The 21792-nt window shown below is 66.0% G+C and carries 21 protein-coding genes; 10 read left to right on the plus strand and 11 right to left on the minus strand.

Translation table 11 applies throughout. The features are described 5' to 3' along the window. The first annotated feature begins 18 nt into the window (after positions 1–18). The 3 genes from FBY28_RS20785 to FBY28_RS20795 all read left to right on the plus strand — a co-directional run bounded on the left by FBY28_RS20785 (position 19) and on the right by FBY28_RS20795 (position 3920). Positions 19–1482, plus strand: a complete 1464-nt coding sequence (locus FBY28_RS20785; RefSeq protein WP_141869169.1) for a purine-cytosine permease family protein — start codon at positions 19–21, stop codon at positions 1480–1482. Positions 1483–1515: 33 nt separating this feature from the next. After that, positions 1516–2967: an amidase gene (locus FBY28_RS20790; protein WP_141869170.1), complete on the plus strand. Its 1452-nt coding sequence runs from the start codon at positions 1516–1518 to the stop codon at positions 2965–2967. A gap of 89 nt (positions 2968–3056) precedes the next feature. Continuing rightward, a complete protein-coding gene (locus FBY28_RS20795; protein ID WP_141869171.1) occupies positions 3057–3920 on the plus strand; it encodes an alpha/beta fold hydrolase in 864 nt (287 codons plus the stop codon). A gap of 15 nt (positions 3921–3935) precedes the next feature. Here FBY28_RS20795 and FBY28_RS20800 read toward each other — a convergent pair whose 3' ends face one another. Continuing rightward, the gene (locus FBY28_RS20800; protein ID WP_353618558.1) at positions 3936–5204 is read right to left on the minus strand and encodes a sensor domain-containing phosphodiesterase; all 1269 of its coding nucleotides are present in this window, start codon (positions 5202–5204) and stop codon (positions 3936–3938) included. Between the two features lie 236 nt (positions 5205–5440). Between FBY28_RS20800 and FBY28_RS20805 the strand changes: the two genes are divergently transcribed. Next, complete coding sequence (locus FBY28_RS20805; RefSeq protein ID WP_216847867.1) at positions 5441–5797, plus strand: heme-binding protein; 357 nt, start codon at positions 5441–5443, stop codon at positions 5795–5797. 3 nt (positions 5798–5800) lie between these two features. Then, positions 5801–6154, plus strand: a complete 354-nt coding sequence (locus FBY28_RS20810; RefSeq protein ID WP_216847868.1) for a hypothetical protein — start codon at positions 5801–5803, stop codon at positions 6152–6154. A 50-nt stretch (positions 6155–6204) separates the two neighbouring features. Here the strand turns inward: FBY28_RS20810 and FBY28_RS20815 are convergent, their stop codons facing one another. The 5 genes from FBY28_RS20815 to FBY28_RS20835 form a co-directional block, all read right to left on the minus strand. Then, positions 6205–7407 carry a metallophosphoesterase gene (locus FBY28_RS20815; RefSeq protein WP_141869173.1) on the minus strand — a complete coding sequence of 401 codons (1203 nt, stop codon included), beginning with the start codon at positions 7405–7407 and terminating at the stop codon, positions 6205–6207. Between the two features lie 261 nt (positions 7408–7668). Further along, the gene (locus FBY28_RS20820) at positions 7669–7992 is read right to left on the minus strand and encodes a PRC-barrel domain-containing protein (RefSeq protein WP_141869174.1); all 324 of its coding nucleotides are present in this window, start codon (positions 7990–7992) and stop codon (positions 7669–7671) included. After that, entirely contained in the window at positions 7979–8374 is a 396-nt protein-coding gene (locus tag FBY28_RS20825; protein ID WP_286178323.1) for a hypothetical protein, read from the minus strand. The genes FBY28_RS20820 and FBY28_RS20825 overlap by 14 nt, the downstream gene beginning before the upstream one ends. Further along, a complete protein-coding gene (locus FBY28_RS20830) occupies positions 8371–9600 on the minus strand; it encodes an NRAMP family divalent metal transporter (RefSeq protein ID WP_141869175.1) in 1230 nt (409 codons plus the stop codon). Before FBY28_RS20830 ends, FBY28_RS20825 begins: the two co-directional genes overlap by 4 nt. Then, a complete protein-coding gene (locus FBY28_RS20835) occupies positions 9600–10049 on the minus strand; it encodes a hypothetical protein (RefSeq protein ID WP_141869176.1) in 450 nt (149 codons plus the stop codon). The genes FBY28_RS20830 and FBY28_RS20835 overlap by 1 nt, the downstream gene beginning before the upstream one ends. A gap of 412 nt (positions 10050–10461) precedes the next feature. Between FBY28_RS20835 and FBY28_RS20840 the strand changes: the two genes are divergently transcribed. Continuing rightward, positions 10462–11169, plus strand: coding sequence for a GAF and ANTAR domain-containing protein (locus FBY28_RS20840; protein ID WP_160145516.1), 708 nt, complete (start codon positions 10462–10464; stop codon positions 11167–11169). On the opposite strand, the gene FBY28_RS20845 is transcribed toward FBY28_RS20840, so the two are convergent. Further along, the gene (locus FBY28_RS20845; protein ID WP_141869178.1) at positions 11166–12119 is read right to left on the minus strand and encodes a helix-turn-helix transcriptional regulator; all 954 of its coding nucleotides are present in this window, start codon (positions 12117–12119) and stop codon (positions 11166–11168) included. The two genes, FBY28_RS20840 and FBY28_RS20845, sit on opposite strands and share 4 nt — an antisense overlap. Before the next feature lie 220 nt (positions 12120–12339). On the opposite strand from FBY28_RS20845, the gene FBY28_RS20850 reads away from it, so the two are divergent. After that, positions 12340–12786: an SRPBCC family protein gene (locus FBY28_RS20850; RefSeq protein ID WP_216847869.1), complete on the plus strand. Its 447-nt coding sequence runs from the start codon at positions 12340–12342 to the stop codon at positions 12784–12786. A 2-nt stretch (positions 12787–12788) separates the two neighbouring features. Here the strand turns inward: FBY28_RS20850 and FBY28_RS20855 are convergent, their stop codons facing one another. Beyond that, complete coding sequence (locus FBY28_RS20855; protein WP_141869180.1) at positions 12789–13592, minus strand: SigB/SigF/SigG family RNA polymerase sigma factor; 804 nt, start codon at positions 13590–13592, stop codon at positions 12789–12791. Between the two features lie 537 nt (positions 13593–14129). Between FBY28_RS20855 and FBY28_RS20860 the strand changes: the two genes are divergently transcribed. Both FBY28_RS20860 and FBY28_RS20865 read left to right on the plus strand, forming a co-directional pair. After that, positions 14130–14819: a GAF and ANTAR domain-containing protein gene (locus tag FBY28_RS20860; RefSeq protein ID WP_141869181.1), complete on the plus strand. Its 690-nt coding sequence runs from the start codon at positions 14130–14132 to the stop codon at positions 14817–14819. Positions 14820–14898: 79 nt separating this feature from the next. Beyond that, entirely contained in the window at positions 14899–15261 is a 363-nt protein-coding gene (locus FBY28_RS20865; RefSeq protein WP_216847870.1) for an STAS domain-containing protein, read from the plus strand. A gap of 8 nt (positions 15262–15269) precedes the next feature. Here the strand turns inward: FBY28_RS20865 and FBY28_RS20870 are convergent, their stop codons facing one another. Then, entirely contained in the window at positions 15270–16712 is a 1443-nt protein-coding gene (locus tag FBY28_RS20870; protein WP_141869183.1) for a SpoIIE family protein phosphatase, read from the minus strand. A 135-nt stretch (positions 16713–16847) separates the two neighbouring features. On the opposite strand from FBY28_RS20870, the gene FBY28_RS20875 reads away from it, so the two are divergent. Further along, a complete protein-coding gene (locus FBY28_RS20875; RefSeq protein WP_141869184.1) occupies positions 16848–17291 on the plus strand; it encodes an ATP-binding protein in 444 nt (147 codons plus the stop codon). 6 nt (positions 17292–17297) lie between these two features. Here FBY28_RS20875 and FBY28_RS20880 read toward each other — a convergent pair whose 3' ends face one another. Both FBY28_RS20880 and FBY28_RS20885 read right to left on the minus strand, forming a co-directional pair. Next, the gene (locus FBY28_RS20880; protein ID WP_141869185.1) at positions 17298–17603 is read right to left on the minus strand and encodes an STAS domain-containing protein; all 306 of its coding nucleotides are present in this window, start codon (positions 17601–17603) and stop codon (positions 17298–17300) included. Then, complete coding sequence (locus tag FBY28_RS20885) at positions 17603–21766, minus strand: SpoIIE family protein phosphatase (RefSeq protein ID WP_141869186.1); 4164 nt, start codon at positions 21764–21766, stop codon at positions 17603–17605. Before FBY28_RS20885 ends, FBY28_RS20880 begins: the two co-directional genes overlap by 1 nt. Positions 21767–21792: the final 26 nt, after the last annotated feature.

Consider the following 21792-nt stretch of genomic DNA (forward strand, 5'->3'; position numbering starts at 1 on the left):
TCGGAAAGGACTCACGCCTTGAGTTTCAGAAGCTACTTCCACGGTCCGGCCACCAGCCTGGACGACCAGGTGGAAAGTTATGCGACCACCCGCGTGCCGGACAGTCAGCGCTGGCGTCGACCCGCCATCCTGCTCGTACTCACCGGCAACGTGACCGCCATGTTCTGGTTCGCCCTTGGCGGTCAGATGGGCTTTCTGGTCGGCTGGCCCGGGGTGCTCGTCCCCATCGCCTACATGGTTGTCGGCGCGACGGTGGTCGGTGCGTTGGTCATGCGGATCGCCAGTCAGCAGGGCCTCTCCTTGCCACTGCTTTCCCGGGGATTGGGTTTCGGCGCACGCGGTTCGGCCATCGCCTCCTTCGTCTACGCCGTCAACTACGTCTTCTACTTCATTTTCGAGGGCAGCATCGTCTCCCATGGGCTCAGTGAGATCCTGGGGATTTCGATCGATTCCGCGGCGGCCAGCGTGGTCTTCGCGATCGTCGCGTTGATCGCGCTGTATTACTCGTGGCGGGGTATGCATTCCATGAATGTCCTGCAGCGCTTCGGCATGCCGATATTCCTGATCCTCTTCGTGATCGGAATGGTGATGCTGGCCAACGGTTATGTGCTCGCCGGGCCGGGTGAGTGGGTTGTCGAGGACGGTGTGACCGCGACCGCAATGTGGCAGGCCCTGAGCCTGGCCAACGGCCAGGTCGTGTTCCAGGCGCTCATCGCCACCGACTACGGACGTTTCGTCAAGCGCTCGGTGTCCTACGTCGGCACCGGTGGGGTGATGCTGGTCGAACTGTTGATGATTTCGGTCGTCATGGTGCTCGGTGTCTTCCTCGGCTTCACGATGATCGAGTACTTCGACGGTGAGCGCTCCGCCCGCGAGCTGGCCGCCACCGATCCCGGGCTGATCTTCGCCGTCGTGATGGGTGTGCTCGGCGTCATCTTCGCCATCTTGACCCAGGTCCGGATCAACGTCATGAACCTCTACTCGGGGTCGCTGGCCCTGTCGAATGCCTGGGATGTGCTCTCGCCGAAGCGTGTCGGCCGGCAGTGGTGGATGGTGCTGCTGGTGGTCCTCGGAATCGCGTTGTACCCGATCAACGTGTTGCAGTACACCGACAAGTTCCTCGCGGTCACCGGCATCATGACCAACACCTGGATCTTCATCCTGCTCAGTGACTACTTCATCTGTCGCAAGCTGCTCAAACTCGCCCCCAGCACGCTGGTCGAGTACCGCGAGGGTAGGGTGAAGAACTGGAATTATTGTGGAATGACCGCTCTTGCAACCGGTATCGCGGTCGGTGCGCTCGGAGTCGCAGGTGTGTACCCGTTGTACTTCGCATCGTTCGCCGCAATGCTGGTGGGTCCCATCGTGTACGTCCCCTTGACTATCCTGAGCAAGGGTTCCCAGTATGGGTTACCGGCGGCCGAGTCCGAGGATCCCATGGCCGACGAGCGCAGGTCGAAGACCGTCGATGCAGGCGAGTGAGCCCAGAAGCGCGCTGAAAAGGATTGTGACGAGATGACCGATACGAATACCGACACCGGCAACGCCGGGACCGCCGACACCGCCGATGGGGCGCTGTACTACCGCGAGATCAGCGAACTGGTACCTCTGCTGGCGAGCGGGGAGATCAGCTCTGCGCAGTTGACCGAGATGACGCTGGAGCGCATCGGCGCGGTCGACCAACGCCTCGGGTCGTTCGCCTTCGTCGCTGCCGACGAGGCGCGACTGCGCGCACAGGAGTCCGACCAACGTCGCAAGGCCGGCGCCCCGCGCGGCCCGTTGGACGGAATTCCGTTGGCCATCAAGGACATCTACGACAAGGCCGGGTGGCGCACCGAGGCGGGCATGGCGTTGCGTGCCGGACAGGTGGCCGACGACACGGCGACGGTGGTCACCAGGCTCGAGGATGCCGGCGCGGTGATCGTGGGCAAGGTGCACACCACCGAGGGCGTGTACACCGAGCACACGCCGCCATTTCGGGCCCCGCTGAACCCGTGGGACGCCATCCGCTGGGTGGGCGTGTCCTCAAGCGGTAGCGGGGTCGCACCGGTTGCCGGGTTGTGCTACGGGGCACTGGGTTCGGACACCGGCGGATCCATCCGTATGCCGTCGGCCTCCAACGGTGCCACCGGTCTCAAGCCCACCTGGGGACGGGTCAGTCGTGCCGGTGTCGTCGAGCTGGCGGCGACCCTCGACCATGTCGGTCCGATCTGCCGATCCGCACGGGACGCCGGTTTGATCCTCGGGGCGATCGCCGGGGCCGATCCGCGCGACCCCACCGCCTCGCTGCAGCCGGTCCCGGAATTCGGTACCGAGATGCCGACATCGTTGCGGGGTGTCCGCATCGGCGTCGATCCGTCGTGGAGCTATCGAGACGTCAGCGCGGATGTGGAACAGGCGCATCGGGCCGCCGAAGAGATGTTGCGGGATCTGGGTGCGGAGCTGGTGCACACCGATCTGCCCGATCCGACCCAGGCCATCACCGATTGGTTCGGGGTGTGTGCGGTACAGACCGCGCGGTCGCACCAGAACATGTTCCCCGCACACCGGGACAGCTACGGTCCCGCGTTGCGGGAGTTGATCGAGCGTGGCATCGCCATGTCCGGTATCGAATACGACGAGCTTCTCCAGCGACGCCTGATCTTCAAGGGCCAGATGGAAGCCGCGTTGGCGCCCCTGGACGGGGTGCTCATCCCGGCCATGTCGTTCATCGCGCCACCGGTGGAGAAGATGATCCGGATGGACGACGAGACCACCGCCGGGGTGCACCGCTTCACCGTGCCGTTCACGCTCTCGCAACTGCCCACCATCACCTTCCCCGGCGGATTCACCACCACCGAGGGCGGTCTGCCCTTCCCGGTGGGCCTGCAGATGGTCGGCAGCGCGTTCACCGAGCGTCGCCTCGTCGATATCGTCGGCGCCTTCCAGGCCGCGACGCCGTGGAACAAGAAGCATCCGCAACTGTGAGCCGTAGGTGATTCCCGTCCAAACCGGTCCACGCCTGGTCGGGCCGGTTACCGGCCAGTAGGCTCGGGTGCGAGGGGACGGGAGCTCATATGGCGGAGACACGATTCGTCGAGATTCACGGGGTGCGGCAGGCCGTCGTCGACCAGGGTGACGGTGACGAGGTTCTGCTGCTCATCCACGGTATGGCCGGCAGCGCCGAGACCTGGCGGGCGGTGTTGCCCCAGCTGGCCAAGAAGTACCGGGTCATCGCGCCCGACCTGCTCGGTCACGGCCAGTCGTCCAAGCCGAGAACCGACTATTCGCTCGGTGCCTTCGCCGTCGGTCTGCGAGATCTGCTCGATGAACTCGGGGTGCGTTCGGCCACCGTGGTGGGCCACTCGCTGGGTGGTGGGGTCGCGATGCAGTTTCTCTACCAGCACCCGGAGTACTGCCGCCGGCTCGTGCTCATGGGCAGCGGCGGGTTAGGGCCCGATGTGGGGTGGATCCTGCGATTGTTGGCGGCCCCGGGGGCGGAGCTCGTGATGCCGCTGATCGCACCCCCGCCGGTTCTGCGTGCCGGCAACGCGGTGCGCTCCTGGTTGACCTCGGTGGGGCTGCGGTCTCCGCGGGGAGCCGAGATCTGGAATGCCTACTCGTCGTTCGCCGACAGCGAGACGCGCGAGGCATTCCTGCGCACGCTGCGCTCGGTGGTGGATTATCGAGGTCAGTCGGTGAGCGCGCTCAACCGGTTGAACCTGCGCGAAGAGCTTCCGGTGCTGGCGATCTGGGGCGAGGACGACAACATCATCCCCGTCGACCATGCCTACTCCGCGCTGCAGGCGCGTCCGGACTGCCGCCTCGAAATTCTGCCGGGGATAGGGCATTTCGCCCAGGTCGAGGCTCCTTTGGAGGTGATCGAACTGATCGACGAGTTCATCTCGACCACGCACCCCGATGATCCCGCACGAGATTGAGATCCTCCTTCCGGTTCAACACTGCAACTCGGTGACCTCCGCGGGGCGCCCCAGGTAGTAGCCCTGCCCCAGCCTTATATCCAGCTCGCTCAGGATCTGCAACTGGCGGCAATTCTCGATGCCCTCGGCGACCGTCAGCGCATTCAATTCCTTGGCCAGCACCGCCACCGCGGACACCAGCGCGCGCCTGGCCGGATCGGACTCGAGACCAGTGACCAGCTCGGCGTCGATCTTGATGACGTCGGGCCGGATACGAAGCAGTTGGGTGAGGCTGGCGTAGCCCGCGCCGGCATCGTCGATCGCCAGCAGAATGCCGGACTTGCGCAGGGGCTGCAGCCCCTCGAAGGTGTCGGGCGGATAGGGCGCGTGCTCGGTGAGCTCCAGCATCAGTCGGCGATCCGAGGACATCAGACACTTCTGCAGTGTGGCGTCGACGGCAGTCTCGGGGCTGAGGTTGACCGAGATGATGTAGGACTGCGGGATTGCCTTCGCCGCGCGCAGGATGGCGTGCAGGGCGGCCGTTTCGATCGACAGGCTGCGCCCGAGCCCCCGGGCGATGGTGAACCAGTCGGCGGTGCTGCGGTGCGTGACGTCTCCCGGGAAGCGGGAGAGGCCCTCATAGCCGACGGTGGTACCGGACTTCAGATCGACGATCGGCTGGAACACCGGGCAGATTCGCGGGTGCTCCAACAGGCCGTCCAGTTCGGCGTGGGCGCCCTCGTCGAGAGTCTCCCGGGGCATGAGCAGTGATCCCGCCAACCGCGCCGACGAATCCTGCTGCGGTCCGACCCCCTCCTCGAAAAGGTCTCGCAGGAGTATGGCCATCTCGGTCTGCGAGCCGATCAGAGCCGAGATGAAACTGCTCACCGCGGTGAGCCCGGCGACATCGGCAGCGTCGAATATGTCTTTGCCGGCCGCCACCACCGAGAGCGCCCCGACCGCCCGGTGCTGATGGAAGAGCGGGATCACCGCCCATGACCCGATGCCCATCTCCGTGGCGAGCCGGCGCGCCTGTTCCGGTAACCGAGAATCTTCGGCCACATGCGGGCTCACCTGCGGCTGTCGGGTCGAGAGCGCCAGCTCCTGGAAGGACCCGACCGCGGGCACCACCGTTCCCAGCGCCGGTGCGCTCAGACCGTGAGCGGAGGCGAACACGAAGGATCCGTTGGGGGTCAGCATGCCCACGGCCGCGCCGTCGGCTTTGGGGTTGAACACGCACACCTGTTCGGCGATCCGCGACATCAGTGACTCCGGGTCGACCGACGCGGTCAGCGCGGCAATCAGTCGCTTGACAGTAACTCCTCAGGCTCGCGCGCCCCCCGCCCGTAGGTCGCGGCGTTTTCGATCGAATTTTCACACAGCAAACTACTCGACGCCGGTCCATGCCACGTCGGAACGCGCCGATTCGGGGCAAGCAAACAAATGCTTGGTTCGGCAGTTGCCGTCGAAAGAGTGACATTTCAGCGGTGGCTCGGTGAAGATATGTGGATACAGATGGTGGTCTAGAGAAAGGCGCTCTGATGTCGAGGCTGTGCAAAGGCATTCTCGTGGGCGGAATCGGCATCGTGATGGCCACGGCCGGCTTGGGTGTGGCCAATGCCGAGCCGCCACCGAATTGTTCCGTGGCCGATATCGCGGGCGTGGCCGGTGGAGTCAACTTCGCCATGTCGGCATACCTGTTCACCCATGCCGACGTCAACGCGGAGCTGTCCAGCTTGGAGGGGTTGCCCGAGGAGCAGACCGTCGAGCGGGCCCGCGCGTACCTGGAGGCGCACCCGCAGGTGGCCGCGGAGCTGCGGGGTATCCGCGCGCCGTTGACCGAGCTGCGGGCACGCTGCAACGTGTCGCTGCCCATGCAGCATGACGTTCTGGGCTGAGACATGATCGGCAACCACATGATCGGCAACCACGGCATCGGCAACATCAGGATCGGCAACATTGTGCGGGCGGCCCTGCTGGCCGCGATCACCGTGGGCGGGCTCGGCGTCATCGGCGCACCGGTCTCGGGTGCGACCGTGTGCGGTTCGGTGGGCGGGTTCCACGTCAATGTGTCGGGGTGTACCGATCCGCTGGGCTACCTCGACAGCGCCCTACCCCCGCCACCGCCGCCGCCCCCACCACCCGGCGCGCCGCCACCCCCTCCGCCGCCGGTGTACGTTCCGCCGCCGCCGGCGCCTGATGTCAGCGTCTGCGCGAACTTCGGCAGGAGGGTCAGCGTCAGCGGGTGCGTCTGAGGCTCGAAGCTGATCGTCTACCGGTTGGCTACTGGTCGGCTACCGGTCGGCTACTGGTCGGCATTGAGTGTCAGCACCGAGATATCCGGCGGCGCGCCGACCCGTACCGGCGGCCCCCAGAACCCGGCACCGCGAGACACGTACAGCTGAGTGTCCTGGAAGGCCGATAATCCGGCCAGGGACGGCTGCACCGCCTCGACGATGTACCGGAACGGCCAGGTCTGTCCGCCGTGCGTGTGACCGGACAGTTGTAGATCGACGCCGCGCGCGGCGGCCTGTTCGACCATGACGGGCTGATGTGCAAGGAGCACCGTCGGGTTTCGCCCGTCGATACCTGTCAGTGCGCGGTCGTAGTCGGGCGGATCGCCGTGCTCTTCGCCGGCGAGGTCGTTGACCCCGGCAATGTGCAGTGCGGCGGCGCCGCGCCGGATCAGGGTGTTTTCGTTACGCAGCGGGGTGACACCGAGGCGATCCAGCTCGCGCAGCCACGGCATCGTGTCGGGGACGAAGTACTCATGGTTGCCGGTGACGAAGAACGAACCTTCCCGGGACACCAGATCCTGAAGGGGCTCGGCCGCATGGCCGAGCTTGTCCACCGTGCCGTCGACCAGATCGCCGACAATCGCGACCAGATCGGCGTCGGTTCGGTTGATCATCTCCACGATCCGCTCGGTATGGCTGCGTCCCAGCAGCGGCCCGAGATGGATGTCGGAGACGACGGCGATGCGAAAGCCGTTGAACGCCGGGTTGAGCCGGTTGAGTCGAATCGGCACCTGCAGGACGTTCGGCGGTCCGAGTGCGGTGGCCGCTCCGTAGCCCACCAGCCCGGTGGCCGCCACGCCTGCCGCCGCCGCGCCGGTCCTGGCCAGGAACACCCGGCGGTTGAGCGCACCGCAAGGCGGCGTGACTTCAGCAGCAGTGCCCGGCTCGGCGGGCTCACCGGGCACGGTCTTCTCGCCGCGACGCACCCATCCCCGCAGCATCAGTCGGATCGGTTCCACCAGTAGCAGAGCCAGCAGCAGATAGCCGACCATGGCGAACCAGAGGTATCCCGGCCAGGCGACCCACGCCGACTCGTCAAGCCCGGTCAGCCGCGGCCCCAGCAGCGCCATCACCAACACCGCGGCCATGGTCAGGAAGGCGGCGGTCAGCACCGTACGGGTGCGTCCCGGCCGGGTCGCGTCCTTGATCAACCGCTTCCACACGTACAGGTGGGCCAGTCCGAGCACCGTACACAGGATGATGATGAACATGCAGGCGGTCAGCCTCGAGCTCGCACCAGGGTCATCTGACCAGCCTAGCCACGGCCTGCCGCGCCGGCCTCGGAGAGGACGGGCCTGATCTCACAACCGGCCTTTCAGGATGGCGCGCGCCAGTACGTCTGGGGCGGAACCTATCTGTCGAAGGCCACGCGGTGCCGCGTGGGACGAACGGCTCCGCGAACGACGGCAGCGATGACGCCGGCGCAACGAACGCGAAACCGCCGATGGATGCGGAGGTATCTATGTCGTGGGCTACTCCCGTAGCACTGCCGAGTAGCGCTCGAATCCCTGGCGCAGCACGATGCCGTCATCGGTGATGGCGTGCATGTCCCGCCACATCGCCAGGAAGGTGCCGCGGTGGCGCCACCGCAGCAGCGCCGACAGAGCGGCAGGGCGGCGCACCTGCGAGCGTTCGTAACCCAGGTAGGAGGAACGGGTCCGCGGACTGATGACGAGTCCGAACAGTGATGGAGGGCTGTCATCACAGTGCACCGCGAGCCGCACGTCGGTGACGGTACCGAGCCGCTGTCCGCTCTGATCGGTCACTGCCGCGCCGAGTAGGTCACTGAGCTGCATGCCGGCCTCCGGGGATGCGTCCGATGATGTGATCGCGCAACCACCGTTCCACCCACTGGCCCGCCGATCCGTCCACGCCTGGTCGCAATGTGATCGATGTACCGATGCGGCCGACGAAATCCCATGGCAATTCGTGCAATTGCGATCGGGGTGGATTTCCGCCGAATATCCGGGTGAACAACACCTGCCCGGTGAGGATCGCCGTCACCCGCGGCTTTGAGCCGTGCACATCATCGATCAGCAGATCGTCGATGATGCCGACCGGTTCGCCTTGCGCGTCGACGATCTGCCGGTCGAGAAGGTGCAACCGGGCATCGATGAGCCGCACACCATCGGGGCGGTAAGCATCCGGAGCGTCGGTCGCCCGCGGTCGATTCATCATTGTCCTGCTCCTGTCACGATCATCAGAGGTACGGCGGCCGTTGAGGCGACGAGAATGATCATCAGGTAGATCGAGGCCAGCACATTGGTGATGCGGCCGTTGACATGGTTGCCCATGTATCCGGGGTCGTTGGCGACGATCAGGATCGGCAGATAGGTCAGGGGCAGCGCGATGGCCGAGAACACCACCGAGTACTCGGTGACGAGGATCGGGTCGATACCGGTGAAAAGCACGGCGCTGCAGGCGAAAATGGCCACGAACATCACGGTGTGGAAGCGGGCGGCTGCCGCGGGTCTGCGGAACTTGCCCCACGCCCACCCGAAATACTGTGCCACGGTGTAACCGGAGGACAGCGTGGTCTCCAGTGCCGCACCGAAGGTGGCCGCGACGATTCCGACGATGACGAATGCCAACGCCAACTTTCCGCCGGCCGCCACCACGGGCATGGTGATCTGGGACAGCGATGTCACCTCCACCTGTGCGGGCATCAGCACGATTGCCGCGCACGCCGCGATGGCGATGGACAGCAGGCCACCCAACGGGAAGCCCACCAGGACGTTGAGTCGTGACTTGCCCAGATCTGCAACGGTCCAACGCTCTTCGATGCCGCCGGAAGAGAAGAAGAACACCTCGTAGGGTGTCATCGCGGCGCCGAACAGTGCGATCGCGTAGTACCAGTAGGTGGCGGCGGACTCTGTTTCGGGAATGATCGGAGCCAGCGCCTGGTCAGACAGATCCGACCAGTTCGGCTGCAGCAGAAACACGCTGACGGCGAAGACGATCAAGCTCAGACCGAGGATGCCGGTCATGTTCTCCATCACCGAGAACTTCACCCGCCAGATGACGATCCATACCGCGAAAGCGGCGACCGGAACCCACAACAGGTGGCCGACGTCCGTGGCGAGTTGCAGGGCCAGCGCGATACCGCCGATCTCGGCGGTCACCGTCATCAGGTTGATGAAGAACGAGGCACCCAGGTTCGCCGCTGCCATCCGAGGCCCGAGCCGTTCCCGGATGATCTCGAAGGTGGCATGCCCGCTGACCGCGGCGACCCGGCCGGCCATCTGCGCGTACAGGCATATCCCCACCACGCCAACCGGTACCACCCAGGCCAGCCCCAGACCGAAGCGGGAACCGACGACTGCATTGGTGACCAGGTCCCCGATATCGAGGAACCCACCGATGGCGGTGAGAACTCCCAGCGCGACGCTCAGCAGCTTCTTCATCAGCGGTACCGGTGTCGAAGATCATCGGCGGCCGCGAGCAGCGCCGCGCGGAGATCGTCCGTCGACTCGTGTTGCGTCCCAGCGCGTACCGATGCGTAGGACCGGTTCAGCGTCGAGATGATCTCCGTCATGACCTCCATCAGAAGTGTCTGCCGCGCCATATCCACCGGATCCGTCGTACGTAGCACCGCTGTCGTGTCGTAACTCTCGGCGACATCATCGCGGGCGTCTGAGATCTGGACGGCGACGAGCCGGTCCGGCGATCGCCCTTGATGCCACAGTTGCAGTGCCAACGCCGCGGAGTGGGCAGCGGACTCGGTCTGCTCCTCGGCTGACGCGAGTTGCCCCGAGACGCCATCTCGGTAGGTCGGGCAGCTGGTGAACAGCCCAGCCAGCGCAGCGGCGAGAAGGATCGGGCCGAGCACCACGCGGGCAACTCTGCCGGTCACCGCCGGGTCTCCTCTGCCATCGCGATCTCCTCGTATGGTCGGCACTGTTCGGCCGGACCACCCGAATGCGAGTTACCCGGCCCGTGCAGCGACAAACAGCGTAGAGCGGGCGGCGGGTCACGAAACGAATGTTCCAGCGATAGCCGATCCGCCGAGCGAAGCAATTGGGTAGCAGGTGAGACCAACGGCCCTGCATCGCAACTATGTTCGGGACGGGCAGATGGCGCCTGGGGTTGCTCGACAACGCGGTCGAGCCCGACTCCGCGCCATCGACGCATGCCCGGGTCCCATCTGGACCGGCCATCAACACCTGCTTGGTGGCCGGTCGTCTTTGCGTGCGAAAGGAGTGCGGCGATTGTCTGACGGGCTGTCCGACGCCGCAGATGGTCGGCGACGTGCAGAGCGGCCGCTGATGGCCGATGCAGCGCTGATCATCAGGCTGGTCGAGCTGGCGGATTCGCTGCAGCGTGACGACACGGCCGATTTCGCCGCGGCGATGCTCGCCATGAATACCGAGGCGGTGTCGTTGGTGCCGGGTGCGCAGTATTGCAGCATCACAGTGCTGGAAGACGATGGTTCGATCGCCTCGCTGGGGCCGACTCATCATCACGCGGAGGCGTCGGATGCCCTGCAGCGTGAGACGAGCGAGGGTCCGTGTCTTACCGCAGCGCGTGGTGGGGGAGTCATTCGCGTCGACGATCTCGAAAATGAGTCGAGGTGGCCGGAATTCGGGAGTGCGGCGCTGGCTCGAACTCCGGTGCGCTCGGTATTGAGCGTCCACATGTTCGGCTCCGAGTTCCCACCCATGGCGGCAATGAACTTCTATGCCGAGCGTCGGCACGCTTTCACCGACGAGTCGGCCGAGATGGCCCAGATCCTGGCTGCGCACGCCACCATGGCCTGGAATCTGCAACGTCGTGAGCAACAGTTCAGCACGGCCCTGCTGTCCAGGGATGTGATCGGCCAGGCAAAAGGGATGCTGATGGAGCGCTTCGGGGTCGATGCCTATGAGGCGTTCGAGTTGCTCAAGCGCACGTCTCAGGAAAGCAATGTCAAACTGGCGACCGTCGCGGAAAAGATCGTCACGCTGACCCACCCGAAGTTGCGGCCGTCCGATTAGCTGCGCAGGGTGGTTGCCGGCGACCGCCCGTAGGCCTGTCGGTAGAACGCGGCGAACCGTCCGGTGTGGGCGAATCCCCAGCGCCTTGCGATGGCGCTCACCGTATTCTCCTGCGGCGAACCGGTGAGCAGTTCGAGGTGGGCGCGGTGTAACCGGACCTTCCGGAGGTATTCCGTCGGCGTGCAGTCCATATGCCTGCGGAACATGTACTGCACCGCCCTGGGTGTCAGGTATACGGCGCAGGCGATATCGGCCAGCGCGATATCACGGTCGGCGTTTTCGTCGATGAAGGCGACGGCGCGACGCAATAGCGCGGGCGCCCCGGCGTCGCGGCGATCAGCCGCGGTGGGGTCGGTCGAAGCGTTGTGCGGGAAAGCATTCAACGTCGTAGCAGCCAGATGTGAGACGGCGTTGCTGATCACGAGCTCGGATGCCCGGGCCTGCTGGTCGGCGAGCACGTGGTCGCGCAGGTATCCGATCAACGCGCCAAGTCGCCGCCCGGCCGCAGCCGAAACCGGCCGGTGCCCGGTCAACATGACCGGCAACTGACGCGCTCCCGGCGCCGATGCTGCCACCCTGTCCAGAATCGCGGTGTCGAACACGGTCAGGTCATAGGAGGCGCCACGCACCGTTCCGGAATGCGGCTGTCCCGGTGGGCTGAACAGGGTCAGGTCGCCCGGTGCGAACACGTCGGTCTGCCTGCCGCTGATCGTCTCTTCGATGTGTCCGCTGCGCATCTCGCACAGCACTATTCGGCTCAGAGGGCTGGCGTCGAAACTCATGTCGTAGGCGAAGGCGAGTTCGTCCATGCCGATGGGTCCCAGAGCCCGCCGGGCGATCCTGGCTCGCGATCGTTCACCGGCGCCGCCGATACGCATCTTGGTGTAGGTCTTCACCAGAAACTCCTCGGTTTCTCCGAGGTCGCTGCTGTCGAAGCTCAAATCCTGCATGTCTGGTACCTGTCGCGCGCGCCAATCGTGCGCAAGAGAGTATCGAGCGGCCGACGCCCGTGGCCCCTGGCACACGCCCCCGCGCGATGTGGCCCGTTCCGTGCGGCAGGTGGACCGAAAATACAAGCTCGAGTGGCGATTCGTGGGTGGCTGACGGGGTACATCCGGTGCTGACGAGCGGTGAGATCAACTCGCGGCGCCAACGACAGGAGATATGGCAATGACGGTCACCAGGGAGACTTCCGCCACCCGTCAGCAGGTGTGGGATGTGCTCGCCGACGGGTGGACGTATTCGGGCTGGGTGGTCGGCAACAGCCGGATTCGCGCCGTCAGTGCGAACTGGCCGGCGCCGGGTTCGCGGATACTGCACTCGATCGGCACCTGGCCGGTCGTCATCGACGATGAGACCGTGGTCGAGAGTTGTGATCCCGGACGTGAACTGGTGCTGCTGGCCAAGGTGCGCCCAGCCGGGAAAGCGCGGATCACCATGCGGATCAACGACAGCGACGCCGGCGGGTGCCGGATCGAGATGACCGAGGTGGCAACCAGCGCGCCGGTGCGCTGGATTCCCGATGCCGTGCAGCTGCTCGGCGTCGCGCCGCGCAACCGCGAGTGCACCTGGCGACTGGCGCTGATCGCCGAACGGGCCGATCCGAACGCGATCTGACCTCAGGCGGCGCTGTGCCGGACCGGCGGGCGCTCGTTCATCTGGGCTTCTGCCTGTTTGCGCAGTGAGTCCAGCGCCTTGGCCAGGATGCGCGACACCTGCATTTGGGAGCAGGCCATCCGCTCGGCGATCTGGGTCTGGGTCATATCGTCGAAGAACCGGTAGTTCAGCACGGTGCGTTCCCGCGCAGACAGCTTCTCTATCAGCGGGCGCACGGTCTCCACGTCGACGATCTTGTCCAGTCGAGAGTCCACCGACCCGAGGGTGTCCTTGAGGGTGAAGTCCTCGCCGTCGTCGGTGGCGGGCCGGTCGGTGGAGACGGTCGAGTAGTGGCTGGCGGCCACGGTCGCCTGGATGACCTCTTCTCGTTCGATACTCAGATGGGCGGCGATCTCGGTGGCGGTCGGCGCGTGGCCGAGGGTGCGCGTCAACTCCTCGCGGGCCTTGGTGAGCTGCAGACTGAGATCCTTCAACCGGCGGGGCACGTTGACGGCCCATCCGGTGTCGCGGAAATGCCTGCGGACCTCGCCCATCACCGTCGGCACGGCAAATGAGAGGAAATCGGCGCCGCGGTCGGGATCGAACCTGTTGACGGCCTTGATCAGGCCGATACAGGCAACCTGGTAGAGATCGTCGTACGGCTGCCCGCGCCCGGAGTAGCGCTGGGCGATGTGCTCGGCCAGCGGCAGGGCCCGGGTGATGACGTCGTCATAAAGGCCGCGGTGTTCAGCCGAGCCGGGCTCCTGGCTGCGCAACAACCGCACCATATCGGCGATTTCGACGTATTGCTGATCGGTTCGTGGCATCCGAGCTTCCCCTGTTCGAAACGGTGCTGAGGGTGGCTCGGATCTGAACCATCTACCGAGTACCCCGAGGCGCTGCAATTCGAACCTCGAGTTCCGGCCGGTACGCCGGCATGGTTGTTATGCGACGGCGGCACCCGCCGTACCGTGGTCGCGGGCCGACTGCGCACACGATGCGCAATCCGCGGTGTCGAGGTCGAATTCTCCGCAGGTCGTGCAGATGAACGGAATCACGATCGCACCTCCAGGTGTGTTGCGGCGCCGCGATCGCGCCCGTTGGTGAACCTGTACCCGGCGCGGTGGTGCGTTGAAACCGAAAGTCCTTGAGACGCTGCGTCCGTCCTCAGCGCGGACGACACAAAACGAAAACGCTTACGCTGTCGTCAATATGCCGGCATCCGCCGTCATCGAGTAAACCCCAGATGAGGTGCTTGCTGGGCTCGGTGGCGAGGTTTGCGGGCGCCGATCAGCCACACGGTGAAGCCGGAAACGTCGCCGGAGTGGTTGTCCACGAAGCGAACACGGCGTTACCGTTGGAACATGTCTGATCGGGGGAACGATCTGGCCCGAGCTCTGGCAGATCTGGCGCTGACGGTGCAGGACCAGGCCAGTACCGAATCCACCCTTGAGGCGGTGGTCAAGGGCGCGATCGAGATTGTGCCGGGTGTGCGCTGGGCGGGTGTCTCGATGATCGAGGGTCGCACCGTCACCCCCAGGGCGCCGAGCGATCCGCTGGTCGCCAAACTGGACATGGTGCAGACCGAACTCGACGAGGGTCCGTGCTTGAGCTCGCTGCCTGAGCATCGCACCGTGCTCATCGACGAGATGGCGACCGAGACGCGGTGGCCGCGGTTCGCGGCGGCAGCTGTCCAGTTGGGTGCGCGCAGCCTGCTGGCCTTCCAGTTGTACGTATTGCATCAGAATCTGGGAGCGCTGAACCTCTATGGTGCAGAGCCCGGTGTGTTCTCGGAGGAGTCGGCATTCATCGGCGCCATCGTCGCCCAGCACGCGTCGGTCGCATTGTTCGGCGCAGAGACCGAGAGTCAATTCGAGGAGGCCCTGACCAGTCGTGACGAGATCGGGCAGGCCAAGGGGATCATCATGGAACGGTTCAAGATCGACTCCATGGCGGCGTTCCGCGTGCTGGTCAAGCTCTCCCAGGACGCCAATGTCAAGCTGACCGATATCGCGCACCGACTCGTGACCTCGGTGGACGACGGAACGACCTGAATTACCGAGACCAACGGTACCGGTTAGGATCGGGTCGCCGTGCGAGCGGCCGAGCGAACGGGAGGTCGCGGTGACGAACATGGTGGGGAATTCGAGTACGTCGGCGTGCAGCATCAGTACCCGACACGAGGGCGGCACGGTGGTCATCACCGTCACCGGCACGATCGACATGGTGACCGTCGGACAGTTGGAGGCGGCTATCGAGATGGCCATGGCCGGCGCGCCCGCGCGGGTCGTGATCGATCTGCTGGGCGTGCAGTTCCTGGCATCGGTAGGCATCGGTGCGCTGGTCGCCGTCCACCACCACCCGACGGTACGGTTGGCCGTCGTCGCAGCAGGACCCGCGACCGCCCGGCCCTTGCAACTGGTCGGGGTGGCCGATGTGATCGATATCTGCCCGACGCTCGACGACGCGTTGAATGTCGTTCTCGCGCAGCGGTAATCACCGGCTCAAGAGCTCGCCCCGAGGGCGAGCAGCGCAATATCGTCGGTCGGCTCGAGTTTGGGTATCAGCGTGGCGAGATCATCGATGAGCGCTGCGGCGCTCAGACCCGTGCGGGTCGCGCCGTAGGTGGCCAGCGCGGCATCGTCGAAAGGCTCGGCGCCGCGGCGTGCTTCGGTCAGCCCGTCGGTGTAGAGCAGCAGCGTCTGACCGGGTTCCAGGGTCAGCCGCAGCGTCCCGAACGTCGCGTGCGGGGTGGCCCCGACCAGCATGCCGGTCTCCGGCCTGACGGCGTGTGCGGTGGTCGCCCGTGGATCCAATAACAGCGCGGGAGGGTGCCCACCGGTGGCCATGACCAGATCGAAACCACCGGCACCGCGTGGCCGCAGTATCAACACCGACACCGTGGCGAAGCGGCGAGGACGCAGTTCGCGGAGCAGCACCGTGTTCAGTTCCGCCAGCGCCGAGGCGGGTTCACGGTCGTGCAGCAGCGCCGCACGCAGGCTGTATCGGATGAGCGTCGTCAGCACGGCGGCGTGCACCCCGTGGCCCTGCACGTCGCCGATGAACAGACCCCACGTTCGCTCGTCCAGGGCGAACGCGTCGTAGAAGTCACCACTGACATCGCGCGGTGATGCCGGGTGATACCCGGCAATCAGGTCCAGACCGGGGATGTCGGGCAGCACCGGTGGCACCAATACCTGCTGGAGTGCCGTCGCATAGTCGTCGATGCTGTCGCGTTCGCGTTCGGCAGCCTCCCGGTCCAGCTGCGCCTCGTCGCGGTCCGAGCGTGCCTGGTCACGATCGCGCTGGGCGACATCGCGATCCGAGCGGGCCTCGTCGAGTGCCAGATGTGCGCTGTCGCGATCCCGCCTCGCCGCGTCCCTGTCGGCTCGGGTGGAATCCAGTTCGGCCTCGGCGACCGCGCGTAGCCCATGCTCGACGGTCAGGGCTTCCGAGGATGACAGCCGCAGTTCCAACTGCTCGATGACCACTACGGCCAGGTCGGCCAGCAGCGACAGCTGCGAGGGTGACGGATCGGGACGCGGGCGGGTGTCCATGGCGGCGACGGCGCCCAGGTGGTGCCCGTCGAACGTGATGAGGGGGACGCAGGCGTAGAAACCGATGCCGTGCTCGTGCACGAAACGGTTATCCGCGGTGCGAGAGTCGGTCTGGCAGTCGGCGACCACATGTGGGCCGGCGCCGGAAATGGCGGTCGCGCACAGGCCGTCGTGCCGGTCGATCCGGTCGATGTCCAGGCCACGAGTGCCGATCATCCAGATGCTGTCCCGTTCGACGAGCGTCACGGCGCCATACGGTGCGTCGAATACCTCGGCGATGATCGTGGCGATACGCGCGAGGACGGGATCAGAAGGGCCGATGACCTTGCGATATCGCCCCACCGCGGTCAACCGGACCCGTTCGTCGGCGTTGATGTCGTCGGTGCTCATGGCTCCTGCCCGGTCTGGTTCGCGTGGTCCGTCCGCGGCCACCAGGGTTCCCGTTTCGCCGCTTTTTTATACGAGGAAGCTCGCACGTGGCGAGCGTCATGACTAGACCGCGTCGAATGGGGTAATACGCAACAGATGTCCGCTTCGCCCCATCCCGCTGCGCAGTCCGGGGACGCCGATCTGGTGGTCACGGCGACCGCCGAGCCGACGTCGGCGGGCGAATTGAGCGGTGCGGTCAGGGCCTGGCTGACCCGGCGGGTCAGTGTCGATACCGGGCGGATCGCCGATATCGTGCTGGCGGCCTACGAGGCCCTGGCCAACTGCGCGGACCATGCCTACCGCGGCGAGGACGACACCGGTGTCATGAGCATCGAGGCCCGCCATGACACCGACGCCTGCACGGTCCGGCTCTGGGTCGTCGACCGCGGTCACTGGCTGGATCCGCGCTCCGGACCGCAGAACCCGGCCCGCGGGCGCGGCCTGAAGCTCATGCGCGCGCTATGTGACGACCTGACCGTCGACGGGACCGCCGACGGAACCCGGGTGTGCCTGCAATTCGAGCACTGCCCGGCCCGCTGAGGGGTATCACGCGTCGACGATCTGCACGGGAACCAGATCGGCGAGCCCGCTGAGGGTGAGGATCGACTTCAGTAGTCGGTTGGCGAGAATGCTGATGTGGTCAACGTGCCGGAATAGTGCGTTGATGGCGGCGCTGTCGAGGTAGGTGACGTGGATGAGGTCCACGGTGAGGGGACTGCCTGCGTCGCCGGTCGCAGCCTCCAGCGCGGCGGAAAACGCCTCGACGTTGCTCAGATCGATCTCGCCGACCGCTTCCAGCGCGACCGCACCGCCGTCGGTAATGGTTTCGTGGAGCGTGAGTTCGGTGTTCATCAGCGGATCCTCGCCTGCATGTCGACGGTGGTACCGAGGTGATCGGACTGGATGGTGACCTCATCGGTGAGTGCGCGCATCAGCGTCAGTCCGCGGCCGCGGGTGGGGTGTGGCACCGCGTCGGCGGGCTTCCACACACCGGTATCGGATATACGCAGGTGAACGTCGGACCCGTTCACCCGGCCGGTGAGCGTCACCGTTCCGGCCTTCCCGCCGCGGTGTCCGTGTTCGATCGAATTGGCCACCGCCTCCCCGACGGCGACCAGCAGATCCTGCATCTGTTCGGAGTCCAGACCGTTTCCCAGTAACCAGATTCGCAGGGTGTCACGGGTGATGGCCAACTGGCTGATGTCTGCGGGGACGCTGATGTGCAGCGGGCCGGGGTGGCGATAGAGCAGCATCGCCACGTCATCGGAGTAGCCCTGCGGTGGTGTCATGCCGGCGAGCAGCCGATCGGCCAGTGCGTCGCCCTGATCGGTCGAGCAGGCCTCGCGCAGGAGTGCACCGGCACGGGCTATGCCGTCATCGAGCGACTCGCGTCGACGCTCCACGAGTCCGTCGGTGTAGATCAGCAGCGTCGCTCGCGCCGGCAGCGTCAGGAGCGCAACGGCGCGATCCCGGCCAGGCCGGATCCCCACCGGCACACCGCGTGCCGCGTCGAGCGTCACCGAGGACCCGTCGGCCTCGACCACGATCGGGGGCGGATGCCCTGCATTGGAGTAACTGAGTTCCCCGGTCTGCAGATCGAGCACCGCGCAGAACACGGTCGTGCACCTGGCGCCGCTCAGTTGCATCGCGAAACGGTCTAGTCCCGCCAATGCCGTTGCCGGGGAAGGATTTTCGAGTAGCAGGGCGCGACAGGCGCTACGCAACTGCCCCATCACGGTCGCCGCATCCAGTCCGTGGCCGACGCAATCGCCGACGATCAGACCGGCCCGGCTGTCGCCGAGGTCGATGACGTCATACCAGTCCCCGCCGACCTGCAACGGTGTGGTTGCCGGCAGGTAGCGGGCGGTGAACCCCGACGGCAGAGCCGAGGGACCCAGGATGGCGTGTTGGAGAGCCACGGCCGTCTGATGCTGTTGGTCGAGACGGTGGACGCGGTGCAGACCCTGTCCGAGATGTCCGGCAAGCACGGTGAGCAAGGTGTGATCCGGCGCGGTGAACGGCCGGTTCTCGGCGAGTTCCATCCACACGACCAGCACACCGTCCGGGTGCGACACCGCGATCGCCGCGGTTCCCGGGCCGCCGGTGAGCGAGGTGAGCGGATCCGCGTCGCACAGCGACTCGATGAATCTGCGCTTGCTCGTCGGGAGGTCATCCCATTCGGTGGGCACTCCGGCTGCGATCACCGCCGGGTGCTCGATGTCGGTCCCGAAGGTGATGGCGAGGACGCGCCGCGCCTGCCATATCTCGCGGACCACCGCGACGGTGGATGCGACGGCTTGGTCCACCGTCTCGGCGAGGACCAGGGCGTGGTTCAGGTCCGCCAGTGCGGTGTCGTGGCGTCGGCGGTAGTGCTCGGCGGTCGCGTCGCGCAGCGTGCCCACCGTCAGGCGCTCTGCGGTATCCGGGTCCTCGGCGTGCGTGAACGAGAATGTCACCCATAGCCGATGGCCGTCGCGGTGACACACCGGCACCGTGTGGACGCCGCGGTCCCGGTGTAGCAGGTCCTCGAAAGCTGTCGCGATCTGCCGATGGGCCTCGGGGTCGGTGACGGCGTCGGGCCACCAAGGATGGACGGGTGAGTACGGAAGGCCCTCGGGGCCGTAACCGAGGATTTCGGTGAATGCGGCGTTGATCTCGACAACCGCTCCGTCTGCATCGCAGACGAAGAACGCTTCCTGCAACGAGTCGATGAGTGCGTCATGCCAGCGCGCGTGATGGGCCCGCATCCGAGCCAGCGTGATGTTCGCCTGCACTCGTGCCAGCAGTTCCGATGCGGCGAACGGCTTGACCAGATAGTCGTCGGCGCCGGCGCGCAGACCGTCGATCGAGGCCTCGGCGCCGGCGCGGGCAGACAGCAACAACACCGGCAATGCGGCAGTGCGCGGATCCGTGCGCAGTGTGGCAACCAGCTGAAGACCATCCAGGTGCGGCATCATCACATCGCTGACCACCAACTCCGGTGGCCGGGTGCGGATCATGTCGAGGGCGTGCCTGCCGTCGGAGGCCTCTTCGACGGCGTAACCCGCGCCGGTGAGCAGCCTGGTGATGTAGTGCCGCATATCGGCGTTGTCATCGGCCACCAACACCCGTGCCGAGGTGGTTGCCGACGCTTCGGGAACCGGGACCGCGTCGGCATCTTCGTCCTCGGGTAGCCAGCGCAAGGCCTCTTCCAGGAACGGATTGGCCGTCTGCGGTGGCGCGCCGGCCGGGGTGCCGGATGCGCCCGCGGTGATGATGGCCTCGGCCGGCAAGTGTTCGGTACCGAACGGGATCCGCACGGTGAAGGCGGTGCCCACACCCTCGGCGCTCTGCGCGGTGATGGTGCCACCGTGTAATGCCACCAGCTCACGCACCAAGGCCAATCCGATACCGCTGCCCTCATGCGAACGTGCCCATGTTGCCGGGATGCGGTGGAAACGATCGAAGAGCCGGGGCAGTTCGTCGGCGGCGACGCCGATGCCGGTGTCGGCGAGGATGAACACCGCGTCGCCGCCGTCGCGCTCCGTACGCACCGAGATGGAGCCGGCCGCGGTGAATTTCACCGCATTCGAAAGGACGTTGAGTACGACCTTCTCCCACATGTCCCGATCGAGGTACACCGGTTCGCCCAACGGTGGGCACTGCACCACGAACTCCAGTCCCGCGCGCTCGACCGCGGAGCGAAACCCGCTTGCCAGCTCGGCCGTCAGCGCCGCCGCGTCCACCGGTTCATAGCGCGCCTGCGTCCGGCCCGCTTCGATCCGTGCGAAATCCAGCAGCGTGTTGACCAGCTTCATCAGGCGGAAGCCGTTGCGTTGCACGACTTCCAGATCTCGCCGGGCATCAGGACTGATCTTCTTTTCGTCACCGCCCAGCAGTTCGGCGACCGGCCCGAGCATCAACGTCAGCGGGGTCCGGAACTCGTGGCTGACATTCGAGAAGAACACCGTCTTGGCCTGGTCCAGTTCGGCAAGCTCGGCCGCGCGGCGTTGTTCGGCCAGATAGCTTCGTGCGCTGCCGATTTCGCCGGCGATGTGACCGGCGACCAGGTCGATGAATCCGCGGTATGAGTCGTCCAGCGGGCGCAGCCTGTTGAGCCCGGCGACGAGCACTCCGTAGGGCGCGGCGCCCTGCTGGGTGAGCGGCGCCAGCAGCGCCTGAACTGGCGGCTGCGACCACGGTTCGGTCGGGAGATCCGCGAACGGTGCGCCCACGAGCTCGACTAACGTCGAGCGCCCGGCGGCCGCATCAGCACACGGCCACACCGTGGCGGCGGGGCCGTCGTCGGTGATGCGCAGCAACTCGGGCGCCGCGGGATTCCCGGCGGGTATGCCGGTGCGCGCCACCAGGCGGGCGTCGCCGACACCGTCGAACAGGTACAACAGGGCGAATGGGAGATCGAAGCGGTTGCGGCCGAGCTTTGCCGCCGCCGACTGCAGAGTTTGATCTTCCGATGGCAGCAGATTGGGATCGGAGCCCAGCTCCCGCAGGGTGGCCATCCGACGCTCGGTGATCACGCGGGTGGTGTCCTCGTTGACGACGCACAACATGCCCACCACGTGTCCGTCGTCGTCACTGAGCGCGCTGTAGGAGAACGTGTGGTAGCTCTCCTCGGGGAATCCCGAGCGCTGGATGATCAGCTGTAACCCTTCGTCCCAGGTCGCCTCGCCGGTGCTGAACACGTGGTCGATGCGCGGGCCGATGTCCTCCCATATCTCGGCCCAGACCTCGCGGGCCGGTCTACCGAGCGCCCATGGGTACTTGCTGCCCAACGTCTGGTCGCGGTAGGCCGCATTGCAGAAGAAGGTGAGCTCGGGGCCCCAGGCCATCCACATGGAGAACCGCGATCTGAGCAGGATGCGCACCGCGGTCTGCAGGCTCTGGGGCCAGGCCGAGGGATCACCCAGTGGGGTATCGGCCCAGTTCACCCGCGCGAGATCAACGCCGATCTGCGGATCGGAACTGAAGACATCCCCGGCCGGATGGCGCGGGCCGGGCGTGGCGTCAGCGCTCATCGGCGGCCTCGGGTGTCCTGGCATGC

The organism is Arthrobacter sp. SLBN-53 (genome assembly GCF_006715585.1).
In the GTDB taxonomy this organism is placed as follows: Bacteria; Actinomycetota; Actinomycetes; order Mycobacteriales; family Mycobacteriaceae; genus Mycobacterium; species Mycobacterium neoaurum_A.